At 70.7% G+C, this 22,371-nt stretch carries 19 protein-coding genes and 1 rRNA gene; 13 read left to right on the top strand and 7 right to left on the bottom strand.

All coding sequences use genetic code 11. The features are described 5' to 3' along the window. The first annotated feature begins 146 nt into the window (after positions 1-146). The gene (locus BLW85_RS20980) at positions 147-1,730 is read left to right on the top strand and encodes an FAD-binding oxidoreductase (protein WP_074992841.1); all 1,584 of its coding nucleotides are present in this window, start codon (positions 147-149) and stop codon (positions 1,728-1,730) included. Positions 1,731-1,754: 24 nt separating this feature from the next. Here BLW85_RS20980 and BLW85_RS20975 read toward each other — a convergent pair whose 3' ends face one another. Both BLW85_RS20975 and BLW85_RS20970 read right to left on the bottom strand, forming a co-directional pair. Continuing rightward, entirely contained in the window at positions 1,755-2,459 is a 705-nt protein-coding gene (locus tag BLW85_RS20975; protein ID WP_074992840.1) for a phosphatase PAP2 family protein, read from the bottom strand. 231 nt (positions 2,460-2,690) lie between these two features. Next, positions 2,691-3,698 (bottom strand): C40 family peptidase, encoded by a 1,008-nt coding sequence (locus tag BLW85_RS20970; protein WP_070025114.1) that lies wholly within the window; start codon positions 3,696-3,698, stop codon positions 2,691-2,693. A 169-nt stretch (positions 3,699-3,867) separates the two neighbouring features. Between BLW85_RS20970 and BLW85_RS20965 the strand changes: the two genes are divergently transcribed. From BLW85_RS20965 to BLW85_RS20955, 3 genes are read left to right on the top strand one after another with little or no spacing between them, the layout of a single operon-like run. Beyond that, complete coding sequence (locus tag BLW85_RS20965; RefSeq protein WP_074992839.1) at positions 3,868-4,365, top strand: hypothetical protein; 498 nt, start codon at positions 3,868-3,870, stop codon at positions 4,363-4,365. Between the two features lie 13 nt (positions 4,366-4,378). After that, on the top strand, positions 4,379-6,622 hold the full coding sequence (locus BLW85_RS20960) for a hypothetical protein (RefSeq protein WP_074992838.1): 2,244 nt from the start codon (positions 4,379-4,381) through the stop codon (positions 6,620-6,622). A gap of 14 nt (positions 6,623-6,636) precedes the next feature. Then, on the top strand, positions 6,637-7,200 hold the full coding sequence (locus tag BLW85_RS20955; RefSeq protein ID WP_079172380.1) for a hypothetical protein: 564 nt from the start codon (positions 6,637-6,639) through the stop codon (positions 7,198-7,200). A gap of 6 nt (positions 7,201-7,206) precedes the next feature. On the opposite strand, the gene BLW85_RS20950 is transcribed toward BLW85_RS20955, so the two are convergent. From BLW85_RS20950 to BLW85_RS20940, 3 genes are all read right to left on the bottom strand, one after another. Beyond that, positions 7,207-7,971 (bottom strand): trypsin-like peptidase domain-containing protein, encoded by a 765-nt coding sequence (locus BLW85_RS20950; RefSeq protein WP_074992837.1) that lies wholly within the window; start codon positions 7,969-7,971, stop codon positions 7,207-7,209. A 139-nt stretch (positions 7,972-8,110) separates the two neighbouring features. Continuing rightward, positions 8,111-8,920, bottom strand: coding sequence for an SDR family oxidoreductase (locus BLW85_RS20945; RefSeq protein WP_079172379.1), 810 nt, complete (start codon positions 8,918-8,920; stop codon positions 8,111-8,113). Positions 8,921-9,005: 85 nt separating this feature from the next. Then, positions 9,006-9,929, bottom strand: a complete 924-nt coding sequence (locus tag BLW85_RS20940) for an oxidoreductase (protein WP_070025109.1) — start codon at positions 9,927-9,929, stop codon at positions 9,006-9,008. 71 nt (positions 9,930-10,000) lie between these two features. Between BLW85_RS20940 and BLW85_RS20935 the strand changes: the two genes are divergently transcribed. From BLW85_RS20935 to BLW85_RS20895, 9 genes are all read left to right on the top strand, one after another. Continuing rightward, on the top strand, positions 10,001-10,603 hold the full coding sequence (locus tag BLW85_RS20935; protein WP_070025108.1) for a TetR/AcrR family transcriptional regulator: 603 nt from the start codon (positions 10,001-10,003) through the stop codon (positions 10,601-10,603). A gap of 427 nt (positions 10,604-11,030) precedes the next feature. Continuing rightward, positions 11,031-12,386 (top strand): S53 family peptidase, encoded by a 1,356-nt coding sequence (locus tag BLW85_RS20930; RefSeq protein ID WP_074992836.1) that lies wholly within the window; start codon positions 11,031-11,033, stop codon positions 12,384-12,386. 360 nt (positions 12,387-12,746) lie between these two features. Continuing rightward, positions 12,747-14,057: a S53 family peptidase gene (locus BLW85_RS20925; RefSeq protein ID WP_074992835.1), complete on the top strand. Its 1,311-nt coding sequence runs from the start codon at positions 12,747-12,749 to the stop codon at positions 14,055-14,057. A 359-nt stretch (positions 14,058-14,416) separates the two neighbouring features. Next, on the top strand, positions 14,417-14,725 hold the full coding sequence (locus tag BLW85_RS20920; protein WP_014673544.1) for a hypothetical protein: 309 nt from the start codon (positions 14,417-14,419) through the stop codon (positions 14,723-14,725). Positions 14,726-14,863: 138 nt separating this feature from the next. After that, positions 14,864-15,694 (top strand): DUF8175 domain-containg protein, encoded by an 831-nt coding sequence (locus tag BLW85_RS20915; RefSeq protein ID WP_074992834.1) that lies wholly within the window; start codon positions 14,864-14,866, stop codon positions 15,692-15,694. After that, the gene (locus tag BLW85_RS20910; RefSeq protein ID WP_074992833.1) at positions 15,684-17,024 is read left to right on the top strand and encodes a hypothetical protein; all 1,341 of its coding nucleotides are present in this window, start codon (positions 15,684-15,686) and stop codon (positions 17,022-17,024) included. The genes BLW85_RS20915 and BLW85_RS20910 overlap by 11 nt, the downstream gene beginning before the upstream one ends. Further along, complete coding sequence (locus BLW85_RS20905) at positions 17,021-18,580, top strand: SCO6880 family protein (RefSeq protein WP_070025103.1); 1,560 nt, start codon at positions 17,021-17,023, stop codon at positions 18,578-18,580. The genes BLW85_RS20910 and BLW85_RS20905 overlap by 4 nt, the downstream gene beginning before the upstream one ends. A 14-nt stretch (positions 18,581-18,594) precedes the next feature. Further along, positions 18,595-20,007 (top strand): ATP-binding protein, encoded by a 1,413-nt coding sequence (locus BLW85_RS20900; RefSeq protein WP_070025102.1) that lies wholly within the window; start codon positions 18,595-18,597, stop codon positions 20,005-20,007. Between the two features lie 14 nt (positions 20,008-20,021). Next, a complete protein-coding gene (locus BLW85_RS20895; protein WP_074992832.1) occupies positions 20,022-21,560 on the top strand; it encodes a type IV secretory system conjugative DNA transfer family protein in 1,539 nt (512 codons plus the stop codon). Here the strand turns inward: BLW85_RS20895 and BLW85_RS20890 are convergent, their stop codons facing one another. Beyond that, positions 21,561-22,121: a GNAT family N-acetyltransferase gene (locus tag BLW85_RS20890; RefSeq protein ID WP_208624878.1), complete on the bottom strand. Its 561-nt coding sequence runs from the start codon at positions 22,119-22,121 to the stop codon at positions 21,561-21,563. It lies immediately after the preceding gene. A 111-nt stretch (positions 22,122-22,232) separates the two neighbouring features. After that, positions 22,233-22,349, bottom strand: a 5S ribosomal RNA gene (rrf, locus tag BLW85_RS20885). Positions 22,350-22,371 lie beyond the last annotated feature (22 nt).

The following is a 22,371-nucleotide window of genomic DNA, read 5'->3' as shown; positions in this document are numbered from 1 at the left end:
GATGACCGGGCCGGACGGACACCCGTGCGAGGTCCGGCACCCGTACGGGGGAACCCCGCGGCGCGCGCCGTCGTCTCGATTCGCGGGGGCCACGGGGGTCAGGGGGCCCGCGGAGGCCCTGAGGGCCGGGGAAAGGCGACGGACACATGGAACGGCGTACGTTCATCTCGGGCGGCGTGGCCGCGCTGGCGACGGCAGTGACCGCGTGCGGGGCGGGCGGGAGCCACCCCGCGGCGGCCTCGACACACCCCTCGGGCACGTCCGGGGCCTCCGGTGCCTCCGCACCGTCGCTCACGGCCGCGAGGACCACCACCGCGAGCGCCGCCGCGGACTGGACCGCCCTCGCCCACGACCTCGACGGCACCCTGGTCCGCCCCGGCGACGCCCAGTGGAAGACGGCCCACCAGCTGTACAACACCCGCTTCGACGGCCTGAAGCCCGCCGCGGTCGCCTACGTCGCGCACGCCGCCGACATCCGTACGGTCCTGTCGTACGCGAAGGCCCGGCACATACCCGTGTCGATCCGCAACGGCGGCCACTCCTACGCCGGTTACTCCTCGGGCGACAACCGCCTCGTCGTGGACGTCTCCCGGCTGGGCGGGATCCGGGTGAGCGGCGGCCAGGCGGTGGTCGGCGCCGGCGCCAAGCTGATCGACGTCTACCGGGGGCTGGCCGCGAAGGGCGTGACCATACCCGCCGGCTCCTGCCCCACGGTCGGCGTCTCCGGCCTGGTGCTCGGCGGCGGCCACGGCGTCGTCTCCCGCGCCTACGGCCTGACCTGCGACAGCCTCACCCAGGCCACACTGATCACGGCCGACGGCCAGCAGCTCACCGCCGACGCCAAGAACCACTCCGACCTCTTCTGGGCGCTGCGCGGCGCGGGCAACGGCAACTTCGGCGTCGTCACCGAGCTGCACTTCAGGACGCATCCGGCGCCGCAGGCGGTGACCGCGTACCTGTCCTGGCCCTGGTCGAAGGCGGCGGCGGTGCTCAAGGCGTGGCAGGAGTGGGGGCCGGGCCAGCCGGACGAGATCTGGTCCTCGCTGCACCTGTCCTGCTCCCCCGGCCGCACCCCGGCCATCTCCGTCTCCTGCTTCTCCCTCGGCACGTACGGCGAGCTGCAGAACGCCGTGGACCGCCTGGCCCACCTGGCCGGCGCCAACGCCTCCGCCGTCTCCCTGCACCGCCGGGGCTACGAGCAGGCCATGGAGATCTACGCCGGCTGCTCCTCCTTCTCGGCACAGGCCCAGTGCCACCTGCCCGGCGCGACACCCGGCCGCTCCCCGCGGGGCGCGCTCGGCCGCGAGACGTACGCGGCCCGCTCCGACTTCTTCGACCGTTCGCTGTCCGCGGCGGGCATCCAGACGGTGCTCCGCCAGATCGCCTCCGTGCGGGGCGGCGCGGGCAGCATCGCGTTCACCGCGCTGGGCGGCGCGGTCAACCGGGTCGCCCCGACGGCCACGGCCTTCGTCCACCGCCGCTCGCGCATGCTGGCCCAGTACATCGCGTCCTGGCCGGCGGGCGCCTCCGGCACCACGGCCCAGTCCTGGCTGACGTCGGCCCACCAGGCCATGGCCCCGCACGCCTCCGGCGCGGCGTACCAGAACTACACGGACCCGACGCTGACGAACTGGCGCAAGGCGTACTACGGCGACGCGGCGGCCCGGCTGGCGCAGGTGAAGGCGCAGTACGACCCGCACCGGTTCTTCTCGTACGCGCAGGGGATCTGAACGGGTTGCAGGGGATGGGGGCCGCTACGCGGCCAGATCCCGCTCCTCCGAGTCCACCGGCTCCACGGTCCTGCGCGCCCCGGGCACCACGGGCACCTCGGCCGCGGCCCGGCGCCGCACGAGCCGGCCCGCCCGGGGCGACCGTTCCACCGCCCGCATCAGCGGGGTGAGCAGGGCCGAGGCCAGGGGGGCGAGAAGCAGGGTCACCGCCGTACCGAGGGCGAATCCGCCGATCACGTCCGTCGGGTAGTGGACGCCCATGAACACCCGGCAGAAACCCTCCAGCAGCGCCAGGCCGATCCCGACGATGCCGAATTTCCGGTTGGCGACGAACAGGCCCACGCCGAGCGCCATCGTCAAGGTGGCGTGATCGCTGACGAAGGAGAAGTCCGTCTTGCCGGCGACGAGGACATCGAGCCCCTGGTGGTCCACAAAGGGACGCGGCCGTTCCACGAATCCCCGGATCGGGATGTTCACCAGCACCGCGATACCGGCCGCGAGCGGCGCCCACACCAGCGCGGCCACCGAGGACGCCGCGTCCTCACCGCCCCGCCGGCGCACGGACCACCAGCACCACACCACCAGCAGCACCATCGCGAGGAGCAGCCCGTACTCGCCCACGAACTCCATGATCCGGTCGAGCCAGTGCGGGGCGTCCTTGGCCAGCCCGTTGATGTCATAGAGCAGTTCGACGTCGGGGTTCGATCCGGATTCGGCGAGTACAGCCATGGTGCTGCGGCCCCTTCGTCGTTTTCCCGGACGCACCTCGTGTGCGTCGCACCGGCCCCCGTGGTTCGTAGTTCCGCTTCCGCTGCACTGCGCCGTACTGACGTCCGCCGGGCTACGTCAACAGGAACGCACGGCCACCATCAATACGTTCCACTCTCCACTGAAAGATCACGCAGACGTTACCGAAGAGAGACTCATCATCGCAGCTCAGGGCACAGGTTCACGCGCGGTTTAGACCGACGTGGGGAGCGCTTTTGCGCCATCTTCCGTTACCCGGGTGGCGCCGAAATAATCCGCGCCGTCGATCGGGTCGAACCGGATCACGGCCCCCGTCCGCGGCGCGTCGATCATGTACCCGCCGCCGACGTAGATGCCCACGTGGTGGATGGCCCGGGAGTCGTTGGGGTCGTGCGAGAAGAAGACCAGGTCGCCCGGGAGGAGCTGGCTGCGCGAGGGGTGCGGGCCGGCGTTGTACTGGTCGTTGGCCACGCGCGGCAGCGAGATCCCGACGCTCCGGTACGCGGCCTGGGTCAGCCCCGAGCAGTCGAACCGCCCGCCCTGCGCGGCGGTGCCCTCGCCGCCCCACAGGTACGGCGTACCGAGCTTCTTCTGCGCGAAGTCGATGGCGCCGGCGGCCTGCCGGGTGGGGTCGAGCCGGGTGGGCGGCGCGGCGAAGCTCTCCGCGAGGCTGCGGATGCGCCGCACGTAGTTCTGCGTCTCGCTGATGGCCGGAACCCCGCCCGCCTGGATGACGCGGTAGGCACCGGCGTTGTAGGCGGCGAGCATGTTGTCGGAGACGTTGCCCGGAACGTCCTTGACGTATTTGGCCAGTTCGCAGTCGTACGACGCCGCCGACGGGATGGCGTCCTGCGGATCCCAGATGTCCCGCTTGCCGTCGCCGTTGCCGTCGATGCCGTGCGTCGCCCAGGTGCTCGGGATGAACTGCGCGATCCCCCGGGCGTCGGCGGGGCTGACCACGCGCGGGTTCCAGCCGCTCTCCTGGTACAGCTGTGCCGCGAGCAGCGCGGGGCTCAGCGCGGGGCACATGTTCCCCCACTTCTGCACCAGCTGCTGGTACGCGGCCGGCACCGCCCCCTTGGCCAGCGCGCGCCCGCCCGCCGCCATCCCGCCGACCAGGTTCCCCGCGACCAGGTACACCCCGACGACGAGCAGCATGACGAAGGCCAGCCCACCCCCGACGAGGGCGCCACCGACGATCCACCCCTTACGCACCGTCAACCGCCCCTCACCGCCTGCCAGTCCGCCGCACAGCAGTGTAGAAGCCAAGGCCCGCCGGCACGAGAACGTCCGTCCGAGCCACGACCGATTCGGCCTCCCCCTACGATGAGCCCCTCGGTGAGATTCCGGGCGCCCGGGCCCGGGACGCGCAGGGGGAGGAGTACCGGAGATGGCGTGGGACGAGTGGGAACAGCTCAAGACCGACGCGGCGCGGCGCAGCGCGGGATCCCCGCGGATGCAGCTCAATCACGCCGCCCCCATCGAGGGGAGCACCACCTACGGTGACCTCAAGGTCACCAACGCCGATCTCGCCGGGATCGGCAAGGAGGCGCACGACCTCTACGACCAGTTATGGAAGAGAGCCCGGGTGGCACAGGCGACGAGCGAGTCGGCCGCCGGTGACCTGTCCGGACAGGGGTTCGCACTGGGCGCCGGCCTGAAGCACGTGCACGAGCGCTGGGAGGACCAGCTGAAGTCGCTGCTGGACGCCTGCGCGCAGATCGCCAACCACATGCACGTCACCCAGAAGATCCACTCCGGGGACGACGGCTACATCGCCCGCAGCATGAGCAGCATCGACACCCTGGACGCCGGCTTCGACGACCGCGTGGGCCCCCCGGGCAGGAACAACCCGGTCTACGAGACGCCCAAGCCGAAGAAGCAGTGAAGGACGGCGCTCGGTGAAATTCGAAGACCTCTACCAAGCCGACTTCAAGCTGCTCGACGACGCGGTGAGCGACTGGGGCCTGCTGGTCCGCAACCTCACCGACTTACAGAAGCAGGCGCGGGACGGGCTGCACGACAAGGCCGTCAAGGCGGACTGGCACGGTGTGAACGCCGGTGTCTCCAAGGAATTCATCGGCAAGACCGCGGGCGAATTCGACGACGCCACGAAGGAGGCGACGTCGATCCACAACATCCTCCAGGACACCCGCGACGAGCTGAAATCCTACAAGCAACAGCTGCACCAGGCGGTCGAGGACGGCCGCAAGAAGAACCTCACGGTGATCTCGTCGGGGGACGGCGGCTTTATCGTCACCATGGTCGTACACCCCGACCGCGCGGCGCACGGCACCTCGGTGCCGGAGCACAGCGTCGCCGACGAGGACGACCTGCGCGACCGTGTACAGCGGATCCTGAACAACGCGGCGAAGAGCGACAGCACCGCGTCCCAGGTGCTCACGGCGCTCGTGGACGAGAGCAAGTACGGCTTCTCCGGCGTCGTCTACAAGAACCGTGACCAGGCGGAGAAGGCGGTCCAAGAGGCTGACGAGCTGGCGAAGCTCGCGAAGAAGGATCCGCGGCAGCTGACCGCGAAGGACTTCGACGCGATCAACAACGGCCTGAAGCAGTACCACGACGACCCGCTGTTCGCCGAGGAGTTCGCCGAGCGACTCGGTGCCAAGGGCACGGAGGACTTCTGGCTCGGACTCAACGACTCCCGTGAGGGCGGCCACCTCGGCTACGAGCGGGGATACAAGTTCGCCGAGCTGCAGAAGAACCTCAGCCTGACCCTGGCCACCGCAAGCCAGTCGGACAGCGCGGGTATGACGCAGTGGAAGCAGCAGGTCATCGACACCGGTGGCAGGGCCGTCGGCACCAACGGCAACGTCCTCGGCTTCCAGGTGATGAGCAATCTGATGCGCGATGGCGACTTCGACGACAAGTTCATGACGGACTACGGCCACGCGCTCATGAAGACCGAGCGCTTCTACACCGACGACGGCAAGAACGTGGCCTGGCAGGCGAGCATCTGTCCGCAGCTCAACTACGAGGGCAGTGACGGCGGCTGGGACCCGCTCAACGGCTACCTGAAGGGCCTGTCGAACAACCCGGCGGCCGCCACGAACTTCTTCAACGACGACTTCATCGCGCAGGACTCCCACCACAAGTCCGCGGTGTCCAACTTCGACTACCTCTTCAAACAGCGCCATTGGCCGATGGACTCCATCGACCCCCACGGCGTCCACAGCACCGTCGGCCAGAACTTCCTGGCCCAGGCCCTGGAAGCAGCGACCACCGGGCACCCGGCGGGCGAGATGCCGACCATCGACACCCCGGCCCACACGCCCGCCCAGACCGGCCTGTTCGAGGACATCGTCTCCGCCACCGCCGACAAACCCGAACTCCTCACGAAGCGCGGCTACATGTCCGACAGCTTCGGACAGATCGCGGCGGAGTATCTGCCGGACATCAACCGGGCGAACACCGACTTGCCGCACACGGACCTGCTGTACCCCATCGACGGATCCGCCGCCCACCTCGACGGCAGGGACGTGAACAAATTCCTATTTGCCGTGGGGCAGAATCCGGAGGGATACGCTGCGGTCGAAGTGGGCCAGAAGGCGTACATGTCCAATCTGCTCCAGTACCACCTGGACCCCGACCTGCCTGCCGACCACCGCTTCACCAGCGATCACAAACTTCTCGTGCAGACCGTCGCGGAGCACAGTGGGGAGGTTTCCGGGGTCCTCGGCCTGGGCCGTATGGAGGCCATCGGAAGTGCGGCGAAGGGAAAGGACGACGCCTTCAACCACGCCGTCGCCCAGTACCAAAACCTGATCTCCGGTGGCATCGGCACCGCCGTCGGCGTGGGCACGTCGTTCATCGGCTCACCTGTGGCCGGTGGGATCGTGGGCGGGGCCGCGGGCACCGCGACTGGCTCCGCGCTGCAGTGGCTTTTCCAAGACGTGCAGGGCAACGCGGCGGATGGTGCTCACGACAACGAATCACAGGTTTGGCAGACCGGATTGGACCGCAACAGCAAGTACACACAAACCGCGACGGAGCTGGCAGTAAAGCGCTACCACCTTAGCCCAGACCTTGTGAATTATGCGTCGAATGCGAGCCATCAAGGCTATTACAACGCCCAGGCAATCCTGAACGGCCAGGACCCCGGCAATACAGCCGACATCGCGGGATGAAGGAGCGCAAGCCTATGAACGCCATCCGGGTTCGCGCGATACTGCAACCTGTGGCCGCCCTCTCCGCCGCCGCTCTTCTGGCCGCACTCTCCGGGTGCGGCGGCACGGAGGAGAAGCGCGAGTACGCGGTTCCCCGGACTCTGTGCGGGATTCCCGTCGACAGTGAGGCGTTGACGCCGTTCCTGCCGGGCGGCCGGACCTTGACGACGAAGCAGAAGCTCTCCGACGGCTGGGGAGTCCGTTGCGAGGTCCGCGTCGATTCCCGCCTCGTGGCGCAGACCTCGTTGCAGTGGTTGGCAGATGCCCCCAATACGACCTACTACGTGGGCGGCCAGGCCAATTCCAAGCTCGACCACCGCGCCGAGGGCGGCCGGTTCCTCTACTCCGGCTGGGAAGGGTTCGGCGAGACGCGGAACTGCACGAGCAAGAAGCTGCTCGGTGCCCGGCTGTTCACCGCGTTCCAGATGTACTCGGCGGACCACCAGGACGCCGGCGCGATGAAGCGCCTCGTCACCGAGTACACGAACGCCGCCGAGAAGACCGACACCTGCACGTCCGGCAAGCCGTTCCCCGAGTAGGGGCCGTCAGCTCGTCGCGTCCCGGTACAGCTCCCCCGCCTGCGCCCCCAGCACCACGCTGTACGACACGTCGTCCGTCGAGCCGCCCTCCTCGTGGCCGCCGAGGACGCCGACGACCTGGTGGTCGCCGTTGATCCAGGGGCTGCCGCTGGTGCCGCCGGTGAAGGCGGGGCAGTAGATGCGCTGCTGGGTGGCGCTCTGGCGGCGCGGCTTGTTGGTGCAGCGGATGGGGACCTCGCGGGAGTCCGGGTAACCGGTGACCGTCACCGCCGTGGCCCCGGGGAAGGCGCCGGTGACGAACCGGTTGCCGCCGACCACCCGTTCGATCCTCCGGCCGCCGAGATCGGCCACCGTGGCGAAGGCGAGGTCGCTGTCCTCGTCCTGGTCCGTGGCCCAGCTGTCCGGCAGGAAGCGCCGGGTCACCTTCCACACCCCGTAGGGCGCCTGCCCGTCCCGGTAGCCCGGCACGAACACCAGGTCGTCGTCGGAGCCGCTCACACAGTGCGCGGCGGTGACGATGAGGTCGCCCCGCGGGCTGTGCACCACCGACGCGGTGCAGAAGTGCCCGCCGGCCAGGCGGTTCGCGCGGTCCGCGCCGAACAGCGCGCCGACCCGGGCGGCGCGCGCGGTCGCGACGGCGTCCGCGGTGACCCCGAGGGGTCCCGGCCCGTCATCGGCGGCGGCCACGGACGCCGACGTCAGGGCGAGCATCACCACAGCCCCGAGCAACGCGGGACGCGAGGTGACCGAGATGCGTGAGATGCGCTTCATCAGGCCTCACTCTGTCTCACGAAGGTGAGAAACCCGCTCCGACTTCGCTGAGATTTCCGGCAGAAACCTCCCGATGGCCGGTGCAGCCACCACGGTACTGGCGGTCCGCCCCGCCCGCCTCCCCACCGCTCACCCGGCGTCAGAACGTCGTCGTCATCCCACCGTCCACCGCGATGGTCTGCCCGGTGACGAAGGACGCCGCGTCGCTCGCCAGGAAGACGACGACGCCCGCGATCTCCTCCGGCCGACCCCAGCGGCCCAGCGCGGTACGGGTGCGCAGCCAGCGTTCCCAGCCGGGATCGGCCGTCAGCTCGGCGTTGGCCGCGGTGGCGAAGGTGCCCGGCGCGACCGAGTTGACGGTCGTCCCGCTCGGGCCGAGGTCGGCCGCGAGTGCCCGGGTCAGACCGTCGAGGCCCGCCTTCGCGGTGGCATAGCCGACATCACCCGTACGGCCCAACTGCCCCACCACGGACGACACGTTGACGATGCGGCCCGGCACCCCGCGCGCGGCCAGGCCCCGGGCCACCGCCTGGCTCAGCGCGTAGGCCGACGTCAGATCGGTGTCGAGCAGCACGTTCAGTTCCTGCGGGCTCATCTCGGCCACGCCCCGCCGGTCCCGGTGGCCGACGTTGTTGACCAGGATGTCGAGGTCGCCCAGCTCCTCGACCGCCTGCTCGGCCGCCGCCCGGTCCGTGACGTCGAACGCGGCGGTCGTGACGTCGTACCCGCCGTCCGCCCGCAGCCGCTCGGCCGCCGCCGCGAGCGCCGCCGGGTCCCGGCCGTTGAGGACCACCCGCGCACCCGCACCGGCGAGGCCGCGCGCCATCTCCAGGCCGAGGCCGCGCGCCGACCCCGTCACCAGGGCCGTACGGCCGTCGAGCCGGAAGCTCACCGGGCCGGGACCGGCGCCCGCGCCGGCACCGGTGTCGCCCGTCTCTGCGGCGGTCATGGGTCTCAGTTCCGTGGTCGCGTCCCGGGGTGTCCCTTTCCGTCACCGTATCCGGTATCCGGTCACCCGGGCTTCCCCGCCGGGTTCAGCCGTGTCCGCCCGCCGCCTTCCACTCGACGCCCGTCAGCTCCTCCGACAGCGTCCACAGCCGCCGGGCCGCCTCCGGGTCGCTCGCCGCGGCGCTGCGGGCGACCAGGGTGGGGGCACCGCGCCACTCGCCGAAGCCGTCGGGGCCGACGTAGGAGGCGCCGGGCAGGTCCTGGCTGGCCGCGTACAGGGTGGGCAGGGCCCCGGCCCGGTCGCTCTGCGCGACCAGTCGGTCGGCGACCGCCATACCCGCCCTGACCACCGGGTTCGCGTGGTGGCTCGAAAGGTTGGTGGCCGCGTAGCCCGGATGGGCGGCGAGCGCCCGCACCGGGGAGCCGGCCTCGGTCAGCCGGCGCTGGAGCTCCAGGGTGAACAGCAGGTTGGCCAGCTTCGACTGGGCGTAGGCGCGGGCCGGGCGGTAGCGGCCGCGCAAGTTCACGTCCTCGAAGTGGATGCGCCGGCTGCCCCAGCGGTGGGCGGAGGAGGCCACCGTCACCACGCGGTCCGTGACGTACGGCAGCAGCAGGTTGGTCAGCGCGAAGTGCCCGAGGTGGTTGGTGCCGAACTGCCGCTCGAAGCCCTGGGCGGTCCGCCCCTCCGGCAGCATCATCACGCCCGCGTTGTTCACGAGCAGGTCCAGCGGCCGGTCCCAGCCGGCGGCGAACGCGCGCACCGAGTCCAGGTCCGCCAGGTCGAGCCGGCGCACCTCGGTGCTGCCGCCGACCCGCGCCGCGGCGGCCTCGCCCCGCGCGACGTCCCGTACGGCGAACACCACGTGCGCCCCGGCCCGCGCCAGCGCCTCGGCCGTGACGAGCCCGAGGCCGCTGTTGGCGCCGGTGATCACGGCCGTACGGCCACTCTGGTCGGGCAGGTCGGTCACGTTCCACTTGCGCGCACCGCGCGCGCCGGTCGTCTCAGCCATCCCCATAATGTAGGCAGCGGCAACAATGGTGTCAACGACAACAATGCTGGCGTCGTCAACACCGGGATACGATGGTGCGCATGCCCGAAAGCCGCCCCTATCACCACGGAGACCTGCGCGCCGCGCTGCTCAGGAGCGCCGAGCGCACTCTGCGGGAGGAGGGGGCCGGCGCCCTGTCGCTGCGCGCGCTGGCCCGGGACGTCGGCGTCAGCCATGCGGCCCCGGGCCGCCACTTCAAGGACAAGCAGGCCCTGCTCGACGCCCTCGCACTGGAGGGGTACGAGCGGCTGGAGCGCGCGCTGGCCGAAGCGGCCGACGCGGGGCCCGGCCTCGACGAGCGGATGACCGCGAGCGCACGCGCCTACCTCGGCTTCGCCGTCGCACATCCCGCGCTGCTGGAGCTGATGTTCGCGCGCAAGCACCACCCCGACGGCTCGGCGCCGCTCGCCGCCGCCGTCGACCGCACCTTCGGCTCCCTCACCCGGATGTTCGCGGACGCCCAGGAACGGGGCGAGATCGTCGAGGGCGATCCCGAGCGCATCGCCCTGACCGCCGCCGCCGGACTGCACGGCCTGGCCGCCCTCATCGCCGGCTGCGCGCTGGACGCCGAGGAGGTCCTGGCCGGCCTGGACGACCACGTCCGGCTGGTACTGCACGGCCTCAAGCCCCGCTGACGGCCGGTCAACACCAGAGCGCCCACGAGGGAGTCGGCGGCTGCGGCAGGACAACACCCCGCCGCAGCAAGGAACGTAGACGAAATGCCCGGTCAACCCCCGTTCGCACACGCCTGAACGGCAATGCGCACCATCAACGCCCTTACGCAAATGCCTCGTCGACGACGCACGCGGCCAACTCCCCTGACGCGGCAAGCCCGTCGACGCCTCCCGTCCCGTTTCGGCAGGTCACCTCTCCGCCATCCGCCCGTCATTGATCAGTAAGCCGGGCACCCCGTTTCGGTAACGCGGAAGTCAGGATTCCGAAAACCCCTTGTTGTCGCGTACTCAACAAGCGATGGTCGTCGCGGGCCGCCGCCCCCACCGGCACAACCCGCCGGTGGACCCCACCGCAGGCCTCTCCCCATCACTCCCAGGAGGCTGTACGTTGCGTACGACCACCCCGACCCACCCCCACATATCCGGCAGATGGCGCCGGATCGGCTCGGCCGCCGCCGCAGCCACCGCGCTCGCCCTCGCGGGTCTCGGCACCGCCGCCCACGCGGAGGCGGCCACCCCGCACAAGGTGAGCGCCAAGACCATCGCCGCCCAGGTCGCCAAGGCCCATGTGCAGTACACGAAGGCGTGTGCCGGCACCCCGAAGAAGGGCTACGCCGCCTGCAACGCGCTCCGTGTGACCGGCGGCACCACCGCCTTCATGGAGAAGCAGGCCGCCGTCAAGGGCGTCGCGCCCCGGACGATCAGCCCGAACGCCACCGCCTCCAGCCCCACCGGCTACGGCCCCTCGGACATCCAGTCCGCCTACGGCCTGGCCTCCGCCGCCTCCTCCAAGGGCTCGGGCGAGACCGTCGCCATCGTGGACGCCTACGACGACCCGAACGCGGCGGCCGACCTCAACACGTACCGCTCGTACTACGGCCTGCCGGCCTGCACGACCGCCAACGGCTGCTTCACCAAGGTCGGCCAGACGGGCTCCACCACCTCGCTGCCGACCGCCGACAGCGGCTGGGCCGGTGAGATCTCGCTCGACCTCGACATGGTCAGCGCGACCTGCCCGAACTGCAAGATCCTGCTGGTCGAGGCCAAGACGGCGTCGATGGCCAACCTCGGCACCGCGGTCAACGAGGCCGTGAAGCTGGGCGCCAAGTACGTCTCCAACAGCTACGGCGGCTCGGAGTCCTCCTCCGACAGCAGCTACGACTCGTCGTACTACAACCACGCGGGCGTCGTCATCACCGCCAGCGCGGGCGACTCCGGCTACGGCGCCCAGTACCCGGCCGGCTCCCGGTACGTGACGGCCGTCGGCGGCACCGCGCTCAAGAAGGCGTCCACCACCCGCGGCTGGAGCGAGAGCGTCTGGAACACCTCCAGCACCGAGGGCACCGGCTCCGGCTGCTCCGCCTACGACGCCAAGCCCAGCTGGCAGACCGACACCGGCTGCGCCAAGCGCACCATCGCCGACGTCTCCGCCGTCGCCGACCCCGCCACCGGTGTCTCCGTCTACGACACCTACGGCGCCGACGGCACCGGCTGGAACACCTACGGCGGCACCAGCGCCAGCTCCCCGATCATCGCCTCGGTCTACGCCCTCGCCGGCACCCCGAGCAGCGGCAGCTACCCGGCGCAGTTCCCGTACGCCAAGGCCGGTACGTCGGCGCTGAACGACGTCACCAGCGGCAGCAACGGCTCCTGCTCCACCAGCTACCTGTGCACCGCCCGGTCCGGCTACGACGGCCCGACCGGTCTGGGCACCCCCGAGGGCACGGCCGCCTTCACGGGCTGAGCCGCCGACCCGCGAACGGGACACCCCGTCGGGTCACGGGGCGCCGCCGATGAGGGGGGCGTGGGGCCCCCTCGGCGGCACGGAAAGAAGGAGGGCGGACCACGGCAGCCGGCCGTGGTCCGCCCTCCGGCGTGTCCTCGCCCGGCAGCCGCCCCGTCGCCCGCCCGTTTCCCCTGCGCCACCTGTGAGTTGGGTCAAGAGAACGACAACGTTGGGCAAGGCGGAAGCCAGGATTCCCGCGCGAACGCAACCTCCCTCTTGTTGTCGCGTACTCAACAAGTCATCGTCTTCGTCGTACCGCCGCACGCACCAGCAACGCCCCTGTTCCCACCCCTCGACCGGAACATCAGGAGGCTGCACATGCGTACGTCCCCCGCCGTCGGCACCACGGCCGCACCCGGCCGCCGGCGCCGCGTCGGCACCGTCTTCGCCGCCGCCGCCGCACTCGCGTTCGCCGGGTTCGGCACCGCCGTCCAGGCCGGCGCGGCCACCGCCGCCCCCGCCGGGGCGACCTGGGCCAAGACCCCCTGTGCCACCCCGAAGCACCAGGGTGAACTCGCCTGCAACTCGCTGCGCGTGACCGGCGGACTCACCGCCTTCCAGCAGGAACAGGCCGCCCGCACCGGCATCACACCCAAGGCCGCCAACGCCTCGACGCCCTCCGGGTACGGCCCCTCCGACCTCCAGGCGGCCTACGGCCTCACCTCCGCGGCCGCCGCCAAGGGCTCGGGCGAGACCATCGCGATCGTCGACGCCTACAACGACCCGAACGCCGAGGCCGACCTCGCCAAGTACCGCTCGTACTACGGCCTGCCCGCCTGCACCAAGGCCAGCGGCTGCTTCAAGCAGGTCAGCCAGACCGGCTCCACCACCTCCCTGCCCACCAGCGACGCCGGCTGGTCCGAGGAGATCTCCCTCGACCTCGACATGGCCTCCGCGATCTGCCCCAACTGCAACATCCTGCTGGTCGAGGCCACCACCCCGACGATGACCAACCTCGGCACCGCGGTGAACGAAGCGGTCAAGCTGGGCGCCAAGTTCGTCTCCAACAGCTACGGCGGCTCGGAGTCCTCCTCCGACAGCAGCTACGACTCCTCCTACTTCAACCACCCGGGCGTCGCCATCACCGTCTCCGCCGGCGACTCCGGCTACGGCGCCGAGTACCCCGCCGCCTCCCAGTACGTGACCTCGGTCGGCGGCACCGCCCTCAAGAAGGACTCCAGCACCCGCGGCTGGTCGGAGAGCGTCTGGAACACCTCCAGCACCGAGGGCACCGGCTCCGGCTGCTCCGCCTACGACGCCAAGCCCAGCTGGCAGACCGACACCGGCTGCGCCAAGCGCACCATCGCCGACGTCTCCGCCGTCGCCGACCCGGCCACCGGCGTCTCCGTCTACGACTCGTACGGCGTCACCGCCGGCTGGTACACCTTCGGCGGCACCAGTGCCAGCTCCCCGATCATCGCCTCGGTCTACGCCCTCGCCGGCACCCCGAGCAGCGGCAGCTACCCGGCCAAGTTCCCCTACGCCAAGGCCGGCACCACCGCGCTGAACGACGTCACCAGCGGCAGCAACGGCTCCTGCTCCACCAGCTACCTGTGCACCGCCCGTTCGGGTTACGACGGCCCGACCGGCTGGGGCACCCCGGCGGGCGTCTCGGCCTTCACCGGCTGACCCTTCCCGAACCCGCGCCCGACAGGCCCCGGTGGCACCCGCCGCCGGGGCCCTCGGCCGTTTCAGGGCGCCCACGCGTGAGACCATCGAAGCGGCTTCTCACCCGACCGGCCGTCAAAAACCGTGCCAGGGCGTAAAGAAGGTCAACGACGGGACCACACGGCAGGTTCCGGTCAGACCTCGTTGCCCGGGGTGACCTGCCGTGATACACAGAGTGACGGTACGACGTATTCGTACGAAACCCGCCAGTCAATGACGTCAAGTCGACATACGACGGCGACGTTGTCGGCGACAATGAGGCCTGACCTCTGCACACCGCAGGGGACTCGCGGAACTACCCACCAGGGGCGGTGACTTACATGCTCTTTGCGGCCGACAAGGGAGACATCAACACCATCATCGGCGGGATCGCTCCGGACTGGGGGCCCTTCGGCAGCCTGGGCAACGAGGCCAAGGTGATGATCGAGGTGGTGATGGCCGTCGCCATCCTGCTCTGCCTCGGCATCGCGGTCTGGGGCGCGGCGAAGCAGCGCATCGGCGCGACGGCACTGCGCGACACCTTCAGCGCCGAGCAGGGCAAGGGCCTCATCATCGCCGGGCTCACCGGAGTCTTCATCATCGGCTCCCTCGGCACGCTGTTCACCATCGTCTACGGCATGGCGGTCTAGCCTCCCTGTCCCCTCCCTGTCCGTCGTGCCCACCGGCTGAGGTTGCGTTTCCCTGATGTCGAGTCACCACACCGCGCCCGCGCGGGAACCAGCACGGCTACCGTCGTATGTCTACGAGGTGGAGGGGGCGTACCCGGTATGAGTCCCGCGGACGAGCAGGGCTACTCCGACTACGGCGACACGGGCCACACCCGTACCCGCCTCCCCGACAACGACCCCTACGGCGGCGCCCCCCGCCGCCCCACCCGCTCCCCCTCCCGGGGCCTGATCACGGTCGTCGGCGTCGTCGTCCTCCTGATCGCAGCGATCGCGTTCGCGAACAGGGGCGACCATTCGTCCGCCGACAGCCCCACGGCCTCGTCACACAAACCGCCGACGACCGACCCCACGGCGGCGAGCGGAACCCGGCCGGTGCAGACGAAGACGATGGGGATCCCGACGGGCTTCGCCCACTCGGAACAGGGAGCCCAGTCTGCCGCCTCGAACTACGCGGTGGCCCTGGGGTCGACGGACATGTTCAAGAAGGACAGCCGCCAAAGGCTGCTGAGCCTCGTGTACGTGCCCGATGTGGCAGCCCGTCTCCAGGGCGAGATGGACCGGTCCTACACGGCGGACTTCCTCGCCACGATGGGCCTCGACGCGAACGGCAACCCGCCGAAGGGCAGCACCTTCGTCGCCCGGGTGACTCCGGTCGGTGCGACCGTGCAGACCTATACGGACAACGCGGCCAAGGTCGCGGTCTGGTACGTGGGCCTCATCGGCATGGCCGGCAACGGCTCGACCGATCCCGTCACCTCGACCTGGAAGACATGGACGTTCGACCTGCGCTGGTCCGACGGCGACTGGAAGATCGCCGCCGACACCCAGAAGAACGGCCCCTCCCCCGTCCCCGGTGACGACCCCGCTGCCACCTCCGACCAGATCTCCAAGGCCATCGAAGAGTACGGAGGGTTCACGTATGCCCGGTAGCCCGCAACGTGCGCTCAAGCTCGCCGGAATCGTGACAGCCGTCCAGACCACGGCCGTACTCCTGGCCACCCGCGCCGTCGCCGCGCCCTCGCCCTCCCCCACCCCCTCGGGCAGCCCGTCCAGCTCCCCGTCGGGCGGGCTCGACTGCACCAACATCGTCGGCGACGCCAAGAAGTACTGTGACCGAGGCAACACCTCCAGCGGATCGGGAGGTGCCAACATCCCGGACACCTCCACCATGGATCCGCTGTCTTCACTGGCCAAGGGCTGCGCCGAAGCCGCCGCCTGGACCGTCAAGAAGCTCAGTTCCGCCGTCAAGGACACCGCCACCGTCGACTTCACCAACGAGAAGTTCCTCCAGCAGTACGCCATCGTCTTCGCCGCGTCCACGATCCTGACGCTGCTGCTGTGGCTGCTGGCCGTCGCCAAGCGCGCGGTGCGCGGTGTGCCGTTGACCACCGCCATCTCGGAGGCCGTCGGCTTCCTGTGGCTGACGGTGATGGCGTCGGCGTTCACGCCGCTGATCCTCTACACCGTCGTCTCCGCCACGGACAGCGTGACGGACGTCCTCGCGAAAGCCACCGGCGACCAGGCCGACACGTTCTTCGGCACCTTCTCCGGCGCCCTCAGCAAGGGCACCGACATCGGCGGCGGCCCCATCATGCTGATCGTCGTCTCCCTGGTCAGCATCCTCGCCGCCGGCGTCCTGTGGCTGGAGCTCGTCATCCGCGCCGCCCTCCTCTACGTCGGCGCCCTCCTCGGCACCGTCGTCTACGCGGGCCTCGTGGACAAGAACCTGTGGGGACACGTCCGCCGCTGGGCGGGGATCATGATCGCCGTGATCCTGGTCAAACCGGTGATCGTGATCGTGCTAGGCCTCGCCGGCGCCCTCTCCTCCGGCAACGGCCCCGACGCCTTCTCCGCCGTCGTCTCCGGCCTCGCCATCATCCTGCTGGCCATCTTCGCCAGCGCCGCGATCTACCGCTTCGTCCCCGGCTTCGGCGACGAGATCGCCAGCGGCCGCAACAACCGCATCATGCAGGGCGCCGAGGGCAAGGCCGCCGCCGTCATCAGCTCCCCCGCCACCCTCGTCGCGCAGGGCATCAAGACCCACAGCTCCCGCGCCGACAGCAACGGCGGAGCCCAGAGCGGCGGCACCAGCACGCCCCGCCCGGCCAACCCCGTCTCCGGCGGCGTCGCGGCCCACAGCAGCCGTACCTCCGGCGGAGGCGGCCAAGCCGCCGCCCCCGCGCCCCGGGCCGCCAGCCCGGTCAACACCCCGCACGCCGGCAACACCCGCAACAACCGCACGGGAGGTGAAGGGCGTTGACGACCGAGTCCCACCTGTCCCATCCGATCACGCCCCGCCGTACGTATCTCATCGGCCGCGCCCGGCCGAACGCGATCATCGGCCGCAACCGCGAGTCCGGCGAGATCGCGCTGATCGTCGTGGGCGCGTTCCTCGGCATGATGTGCGGCCTCCTCGTCCCGAACCTGCCCCTGCGGATCGTCCTGCTGACGGGCTTCCCGCTGCTCGCCCTCGCCGCGGTCTACGTGCCGTACAAGCGCCGCACCTTCTACAAGTGGTTCGAGATCAACCGCAGTTACAAGCGCGCCCTCAAGCGCGGCGCCACCTACCGGTCGGGCGCCATGGAGGCCGGCACCCGCCTGGACGGCGCCGAGGTCGAGGTCGGGCCGCCCCCGGGCATCGGCCGCATCAGCTGGCTCGCCGCACCCTTCGGGCCGGACGAGATCGCCGTACTGCTGCACGCCGACCGCAAGACCGTCACCGCCGCCATCGAGATCGAGGGCCCCGGCGTCGGCCTGCGCGACTCCGAGGACCAGGAGGCCCTGGTCGACCGGTTCGGCACCCTGCTCAAGCACGTCGCCAACGGCGACGGCTTCGTCACCCGGCTCCAGATGCTCGCCCGCACCCTGCCCGCGGACCCCGACGCCCACGCCAAGGACGTCGCCCAGCGCGGCGACGGACGCGCCCCCGAATGGCTCCAGCGGTCCTACGACCAGCTCCAGTCCATGGTGTCGACCAGCAGCGAGCAGCACCGCGCCTACCTCGTCGCCTGCATGCACTACAGCCGCGAACTCGCCGCCGAGGCCCAGGCGATGGCCCGCGCCGCCCGGCCCCAGTCCGGCCGCAAGCTGGACCGCGACGCCGGCCTCGCCGTCGTCATGGCCCGCGAGCTCACCGACATCTGCTCCCGCCTCCAGGAAGCCGACATCCGCGTCCGCCAGCCCCTCGGCCAGGGCCGGCTCGCCTCCCTGATCCACTCCATGTACGACCCGGACCACCCCATCGACCACATCCAGGCGATGACCCGGCGCAACGCCTGGCCGGCCGAACTGGACGCCACGGAGCCCACGTTCCTCCAGGCCAAGACCCGCGAGTCCGCCACCCGCGCCCCCTGGTGCCACGCCACCGCCTGGGTCAAGGAGTGGCCCATGACCCCGGTCGGCGTGAACTTCCTGGCACCTCTGCTCGTCCACACCCCGGACGTCATCCGCACCGTCGCGGTCACGATGGACCTCGAACCCACCGAGGTCGCCATCGAGCGCATGCTGACCGAGAAGACCAACGACGAGGCCGAGGCGTCCCGCGCCGCCAAGATGAACCGCACCGTCGACCCCCGCGACCTGGCCGCGCACAACCGGCTCGACCAGCGCGGCGAGGACCTCGCCAGCGGCGCCGCCGGCGTCAACCTCGTCGGCTACATCACCGTCTCCGCCCGTACTCCGGAATCCCTCGCCCGCGACAAGCGTACGATCAGGGCGTCCGCCGGAAAGTCGTACCTCAAGCTGGAGTGGTGCGACCGGGAGCACCACCGCGCCTTCGTGAACACACTTCCTTTCGCCACCGGCATCCGAAGGTAGGGGCTGATTCGCCGATGCGGGATCCGCTGTCCGTCCTCACCGAGGCCTTCACCTCCTTCCTCTTCGGAAAGGTGGAGACGACCCGGCTGCCGGTGCGCACCTCCACGGGCCAGGCGCAGGCGGTCTACCTGCCCACGGCCGCACCGGGCCTCGGCGACTCCGGCGTCATCATCGGCCGTGAGGTCTACTCCGGGAAGGGCTACATCTACGACCCCTTCCAGCTGTACGGCCAGCAGCTCCCGGCCCCGCACTGGCTGGTCCTCGGCGAGTCCGGCAACGGCAAGTCGGCGCTGGAGAAGACGTACGTCCTGCGCCAGCTGCGGTTCCGGGACCGCCAGGTCGTCGTCCTGGACGCCCAGGGCGAGGACGGGGTCGGCGAGTGGAACCTGATCGCCGAGGAGCTGGGGATAACGCCGATCCGGCTGGACCCCACGGCCGCCCTGAACCACGGCATCCGCCTCAACCCGCTGGACCCGGCGATCACCACCACCGGCCAGCTGGCGCTGCTGCGCACCATCATCGAGGTGGCGATGGGCCACGGCCTGGACGAGCGCTCCGGCTTCGCCCTCAAGGTCGCCCACTCCTTCGTCAACGAGACGATCGTGGACCGCCAGCCGGTCCTCACCGACATCGTGGAGCGGCTGCGGCACCCCGAGCCGGATTCGGCCGAGGCGATGAACGTCGCCCTGGACGACGTACGGGCCTGGGGCCTGGACGTCGCCCTGGTCCTCGACCGCCTCGTCGACGGTGACCTGCGCGGCATGTTCGACGGGCCCACCACGGTCGGCATCGACCTGGACGCCCCGCTGATCGTCTTCGACCTCTCGCACATCGACCGCAACTCCATCGCCATGCCCATCCTCATGGCGATCGTCGGCGTGTGGCTGGAGCACACCTGGATCCGCCCCGACCGCAAGAAGCGGATCTTCCTGGTCGAAGAGGCCTGGCACATCATCAACAGCCCCTTCGTGGCCCAGCTGTTCCAGCGCCTGCTGAAGTTCGGCCGACGCCTCGGCCTGTCCTTCGTGGCGGTCGTCCACCACCTCTCCGACGTGGTGGACGGCGCGGCCGCGAAGGAGGCGGCGGCGATCCTGAAGATGGCCTCGACCAGGACGATCTACGCCCAGAAGGCCGACGAGGCCCGGGCCACGGGCCGCGTCCTGGGCCTGCCCCGCTGGGCGGTGGAGATCATTCCGACGCTGACCCCGGGCATCGCGGTCTGGGACGTCAACGGCAATGTGCAGGTCGTCAAACACCTGATCACCGAGACCGAACGGCCGCTGGTCTTCACCGACCGCGCGATGACCGAGTCCTCCAGCGACCTCGCGGCCGACGACGCCCTGCGCGCCGCGGAGCTGGAGGCCGAGCAGCGGGCGGCAGCCTTCGTGGAACAGCACCTGGGCGACTCCGAGTCCACGGTGGCGTAAGGAGGTACGGACGGGTGAGACCGGACGCTCGCGAACCCCGGGAGGACCGGCGGCAGGGCCAGGGCGGCATCCCGGACGGGCTGCTGCTCGGCATCCTCGCCTTCCTCCTCGGCATCACGGTGCTGGTGTGGACGGCCACCGGCCTGGCCGCGCTCTTCGCCAAGGGCGCCTGGCCCGCGGGCGTCGCCTTCGTGCGCACCCCCGTGGCCATGCGCCACCTCCTCGCCCGCCCGCACGACCTCGCCGGCGCCTGGCCCGACACTCCCGCGTCCCAGCTGCCCGGCTGGGGCCTGTTCTGGGGGCTGTTCATCGCCCAGCTGATGGTGCTGTTCGTCGTGACCGTGTTCGCGCTGGGGACGGTGGCACGCTGGCGGGCGGCCAGGACCCGCGCCCGGGCGGCGAAGCGGGCACCGATGCCGGAGCCACCGCCGCGTCCCGAGCCGGCCGCGGCGGCCCCGGTGCCGGTGGAAGCCGCCCAGCGGTACGAGGTGCCGGTTCAGCGGCACGAGATGCCTGCACCGCAGCCCGCCCAGCCAGTGCCGGTGCCGGAGCCGGTGCCGGTGCCGGAGCCGCCGGTCCGGCTCCCGGGCGAGAGCGAACGCGTGGGCGGCCGGGAGAAGATCCTCGTCGCACCCGCCCAGACCCGCCGTACGGCCGCCGTGCAGGCCGTACGGGACGCGGACGGTCCCCTCCTCGTCGTCACCTCGAACCCCGGACTCTGGTCGGAGACCAAGGACGCCCGTGCCAAGCTGGGCCCCGCGCTGCTCTACGACCCCACCCACCGCTGCGACACCCCAGCCCGCCTCCACTGGTCCCCCACGGCCGGCTGCGAGGACAAGCAGACCGCCCTGCACCGCGCGACCGCGCTTCTCGCCCCGGTGCAGCCCACCGCCCGCATCGACCAGGCGGTCGCGGACACGGCGACCACCCTTCTGCGCAGCTGTCTGCACGCCGCCGCCCTGGAGAACCGCACCATCCGCCATGTCCACCGCTGGGCCCAGGGCACCCAGGTGCAGGACGCCGTCCGCATCCTGCGGACCCATCCCAAGGCCGCCGCGGGCGCCGCTGGCGAGCTGGAGGCCGCGCTCACCGCGCACCCGGAACGCCGGGACATCGCCCAGGAGTTGACCGGCCGGGCGCTCGCCGCGCTGTCGACGGTCAACATCCGCGAGGCTTGCACCCCCAATCGAAGTGATGCCCTCGCCTTGGATTCCTTTGTCCATGAAGGGGGCACGCTTTACGTAGTCGGAGAATCCATCGAGGACCCCAGGAGCACGCCGGGCGCGATGCCCCTGCTGACGGCCCTCGTCTCCAGCGTGGTCGAGCGCGGCCGGCGCATGGCCGAACGGTCATCCTCCGGTCGGCTCGACCCACCACTCACCCTGGTCCTGGACGACATCGCCGCGGTGGCCCCGCTGCCCGAGCTTCCGGACCTGCTGGCCTCCGGTGCGGAGCAGGGCCTGGCGACGCTCGCCCTGCTCCGCTCCCGCGAACAGGCCCGCGCCCGCTGGCCCCACCGGGAACTGCCCGGGCTGCCGGGACTCCCCGTCTAGTCACCGTTGCAGAACGAACTCCAGCTCGTTCTGTGCCGCGTCCTTCACGAACGGCACCACCAACCCGCTGGGCTCGAACCCGGCCTTGCGGTAGGCGCCCTGGGCCCGGGAGTTGTCCTCGTGCACCAGCAGCCGGACCCGCTCGGCGCCGCGCCGCCACGCCCAGTCCACGCCGGCGTCCAGCAGGGACTTGATCAGCCCGTTGCCCCGGTGCCCGGGCCGCACGTAGACGCCGACGACGTGCCCCTGCCGGCGTTCGATCGTGTACCCCGCCCAGTCCTCGGTGCCGGGCTCTTCCATCAGCACGGTCAGCGAGCCGGCCCATGATCCGTCGGGCACCTCGGCGGTGAACTGCTGGGCGGTCAGCGAGCCCTCGCCGGACCCGGCCGCCCGGTCCTGCCAGAAGAGGTCGGCCTTCGCCGCGGCCTCCTCGTAGCTCTCCAGAAAGGCGAGCGGCGCGGCCGGATCCCGCAGGGCGTCGAGCCGCAGCTCCTTCACCTTCTGCCATTCCTCGGGCCGTATGGCGCGTACGACGTAATCTCCGCTGGAAAGCCTGTTCATGACCGCCACCGTAGTGCCGCGGGCCGCCCTCGGCATCCCATAAAGTGGCCGTTTGCCCCTGAAACGCGGAAAACCCCCGCACCAACGGTGCGGGGGTTCCCCTCAAAAATTGTTCGGCGGCGTCCTACTCTCCCACAGGGTCCCCCCTGCAGTACCATCGGCGCTGTGAGGCTTAGCTTCCGGGTTCGGAATGTAACCGGGCGTTTCCCTCACGCTATAACCACCGAAACACTATGAAACTGACAACCAG

The sequence above is a fragment of the Streptomyces misionensis genome, from assembly GCF_900104815.1.
GTDB lineage: Bacteria > Actinomycetota > Actinomycetes > Streptomycetales > Streptomycetaceae > Streptomyces > Streptomyces misionensis.
This window is presented reverse-complemented; position numbering and strand designations above follow the sequence as displayed.

Bases quoted from the DNA above. Each gene is read 5' to 3' on its own strand.
- BLW85_RS20980 (WP_074992841.1), top strand. From the start codon at position 147: ATGGAACGGCGTACGTTCATCTCGGGCGGCGTGGCCGCGCTGGCGACG.
- BLW85_RS20975 (WP_074992840.1), bottom strand. From the start codon at position 2,459: ATGGCTGTACTCGCCGAATCCGGATCGAACCCCGACGTCGAACTGCTC.
- BLW85_RS20965 (WP_074992839.1), top strand. From the start codon at position 3,868: ATGGCGTGGGACGAGTGGGAACAGCTCAAGACCGACGCGGCGCGGCGC.
- BLW85_RS20955 (WP_079172380.1), top strand. From the start codon at position 6,637: ATGAACGCCATCCGGGTTCGCGCGATACTGCAACCTGTGGCCGCCCTC.
- BLW85_RS20950 (WP_074992837.1), bottom strand. From the start codon at position 7,971: ATGAAGCGCATCTCACGCATCTCGGTCACCTCGCGTCCCGCGTTGCTC.
- BLW85_RS20945 (WP_079172379.1), bottom strand. From the start codon at position 8,920: ATGACCGCCGCAGAGACGGGCGACACCGGTGCCGGCGCGGGCGCCGGT.
- BLW85_RS20940 (WP_070025109.1), bottom strand. From the start codon at position 9,929: ATGGCTGAGACGACCGGCGCGCGCGGTGCGCGCAAGTGGAACGTGACC.
- BLW85_RS20935 (WP_070025108.1), top strand. From the start codon at position 10,001: ATGGTGCGCATGCCCGAAAGCCGCCCCTATCACCACGGAGACCTGCGC.
- BLW85_RS20925 (WP_074992835.1), top strand. From the start codon at position 12,747: ATGCGTACGTCCCCCGCCGTCGGCACCACGGCCGCACCCGGCCGCCGG.
- BLW85_RS20920 (WP_014673544.1), top strand. From the start codon at position 14,417: ATGCTCTTTGCGGCCGACAAGGGAGACATCAACACCATCATCGGCGGG.
- BLW85_RS20915 (WP_074992834.1), top strand. From the start codon at position 14,864: ATGAGTCCCGCGGACGAGCAGGGCTACTCCGACTACGGCGACACGGGC.
- BLW85_RS20910 (WP_074992833.1), top strand. From the start codon at position 15,684: ATGCCCGGTAGCCCGCAACGTGCGCTCAAGCTCGCCGGAATCGTGACA.
- BLW85_RS20900 (WP_070025102.1), top strand. From the start codon at position 18,595: ATGCGGGATCCGCTGTCCGTCCTCACCGAGGCCTTCACCTCCTTCCTC.
- BLW85_RS20890 (WP_208624878.1), bottom strand. From the start codon at position 22,121: ATGAACAGGCTTTCCAGCGGAGATTACGTCGTACGCGCCATACGGCCC.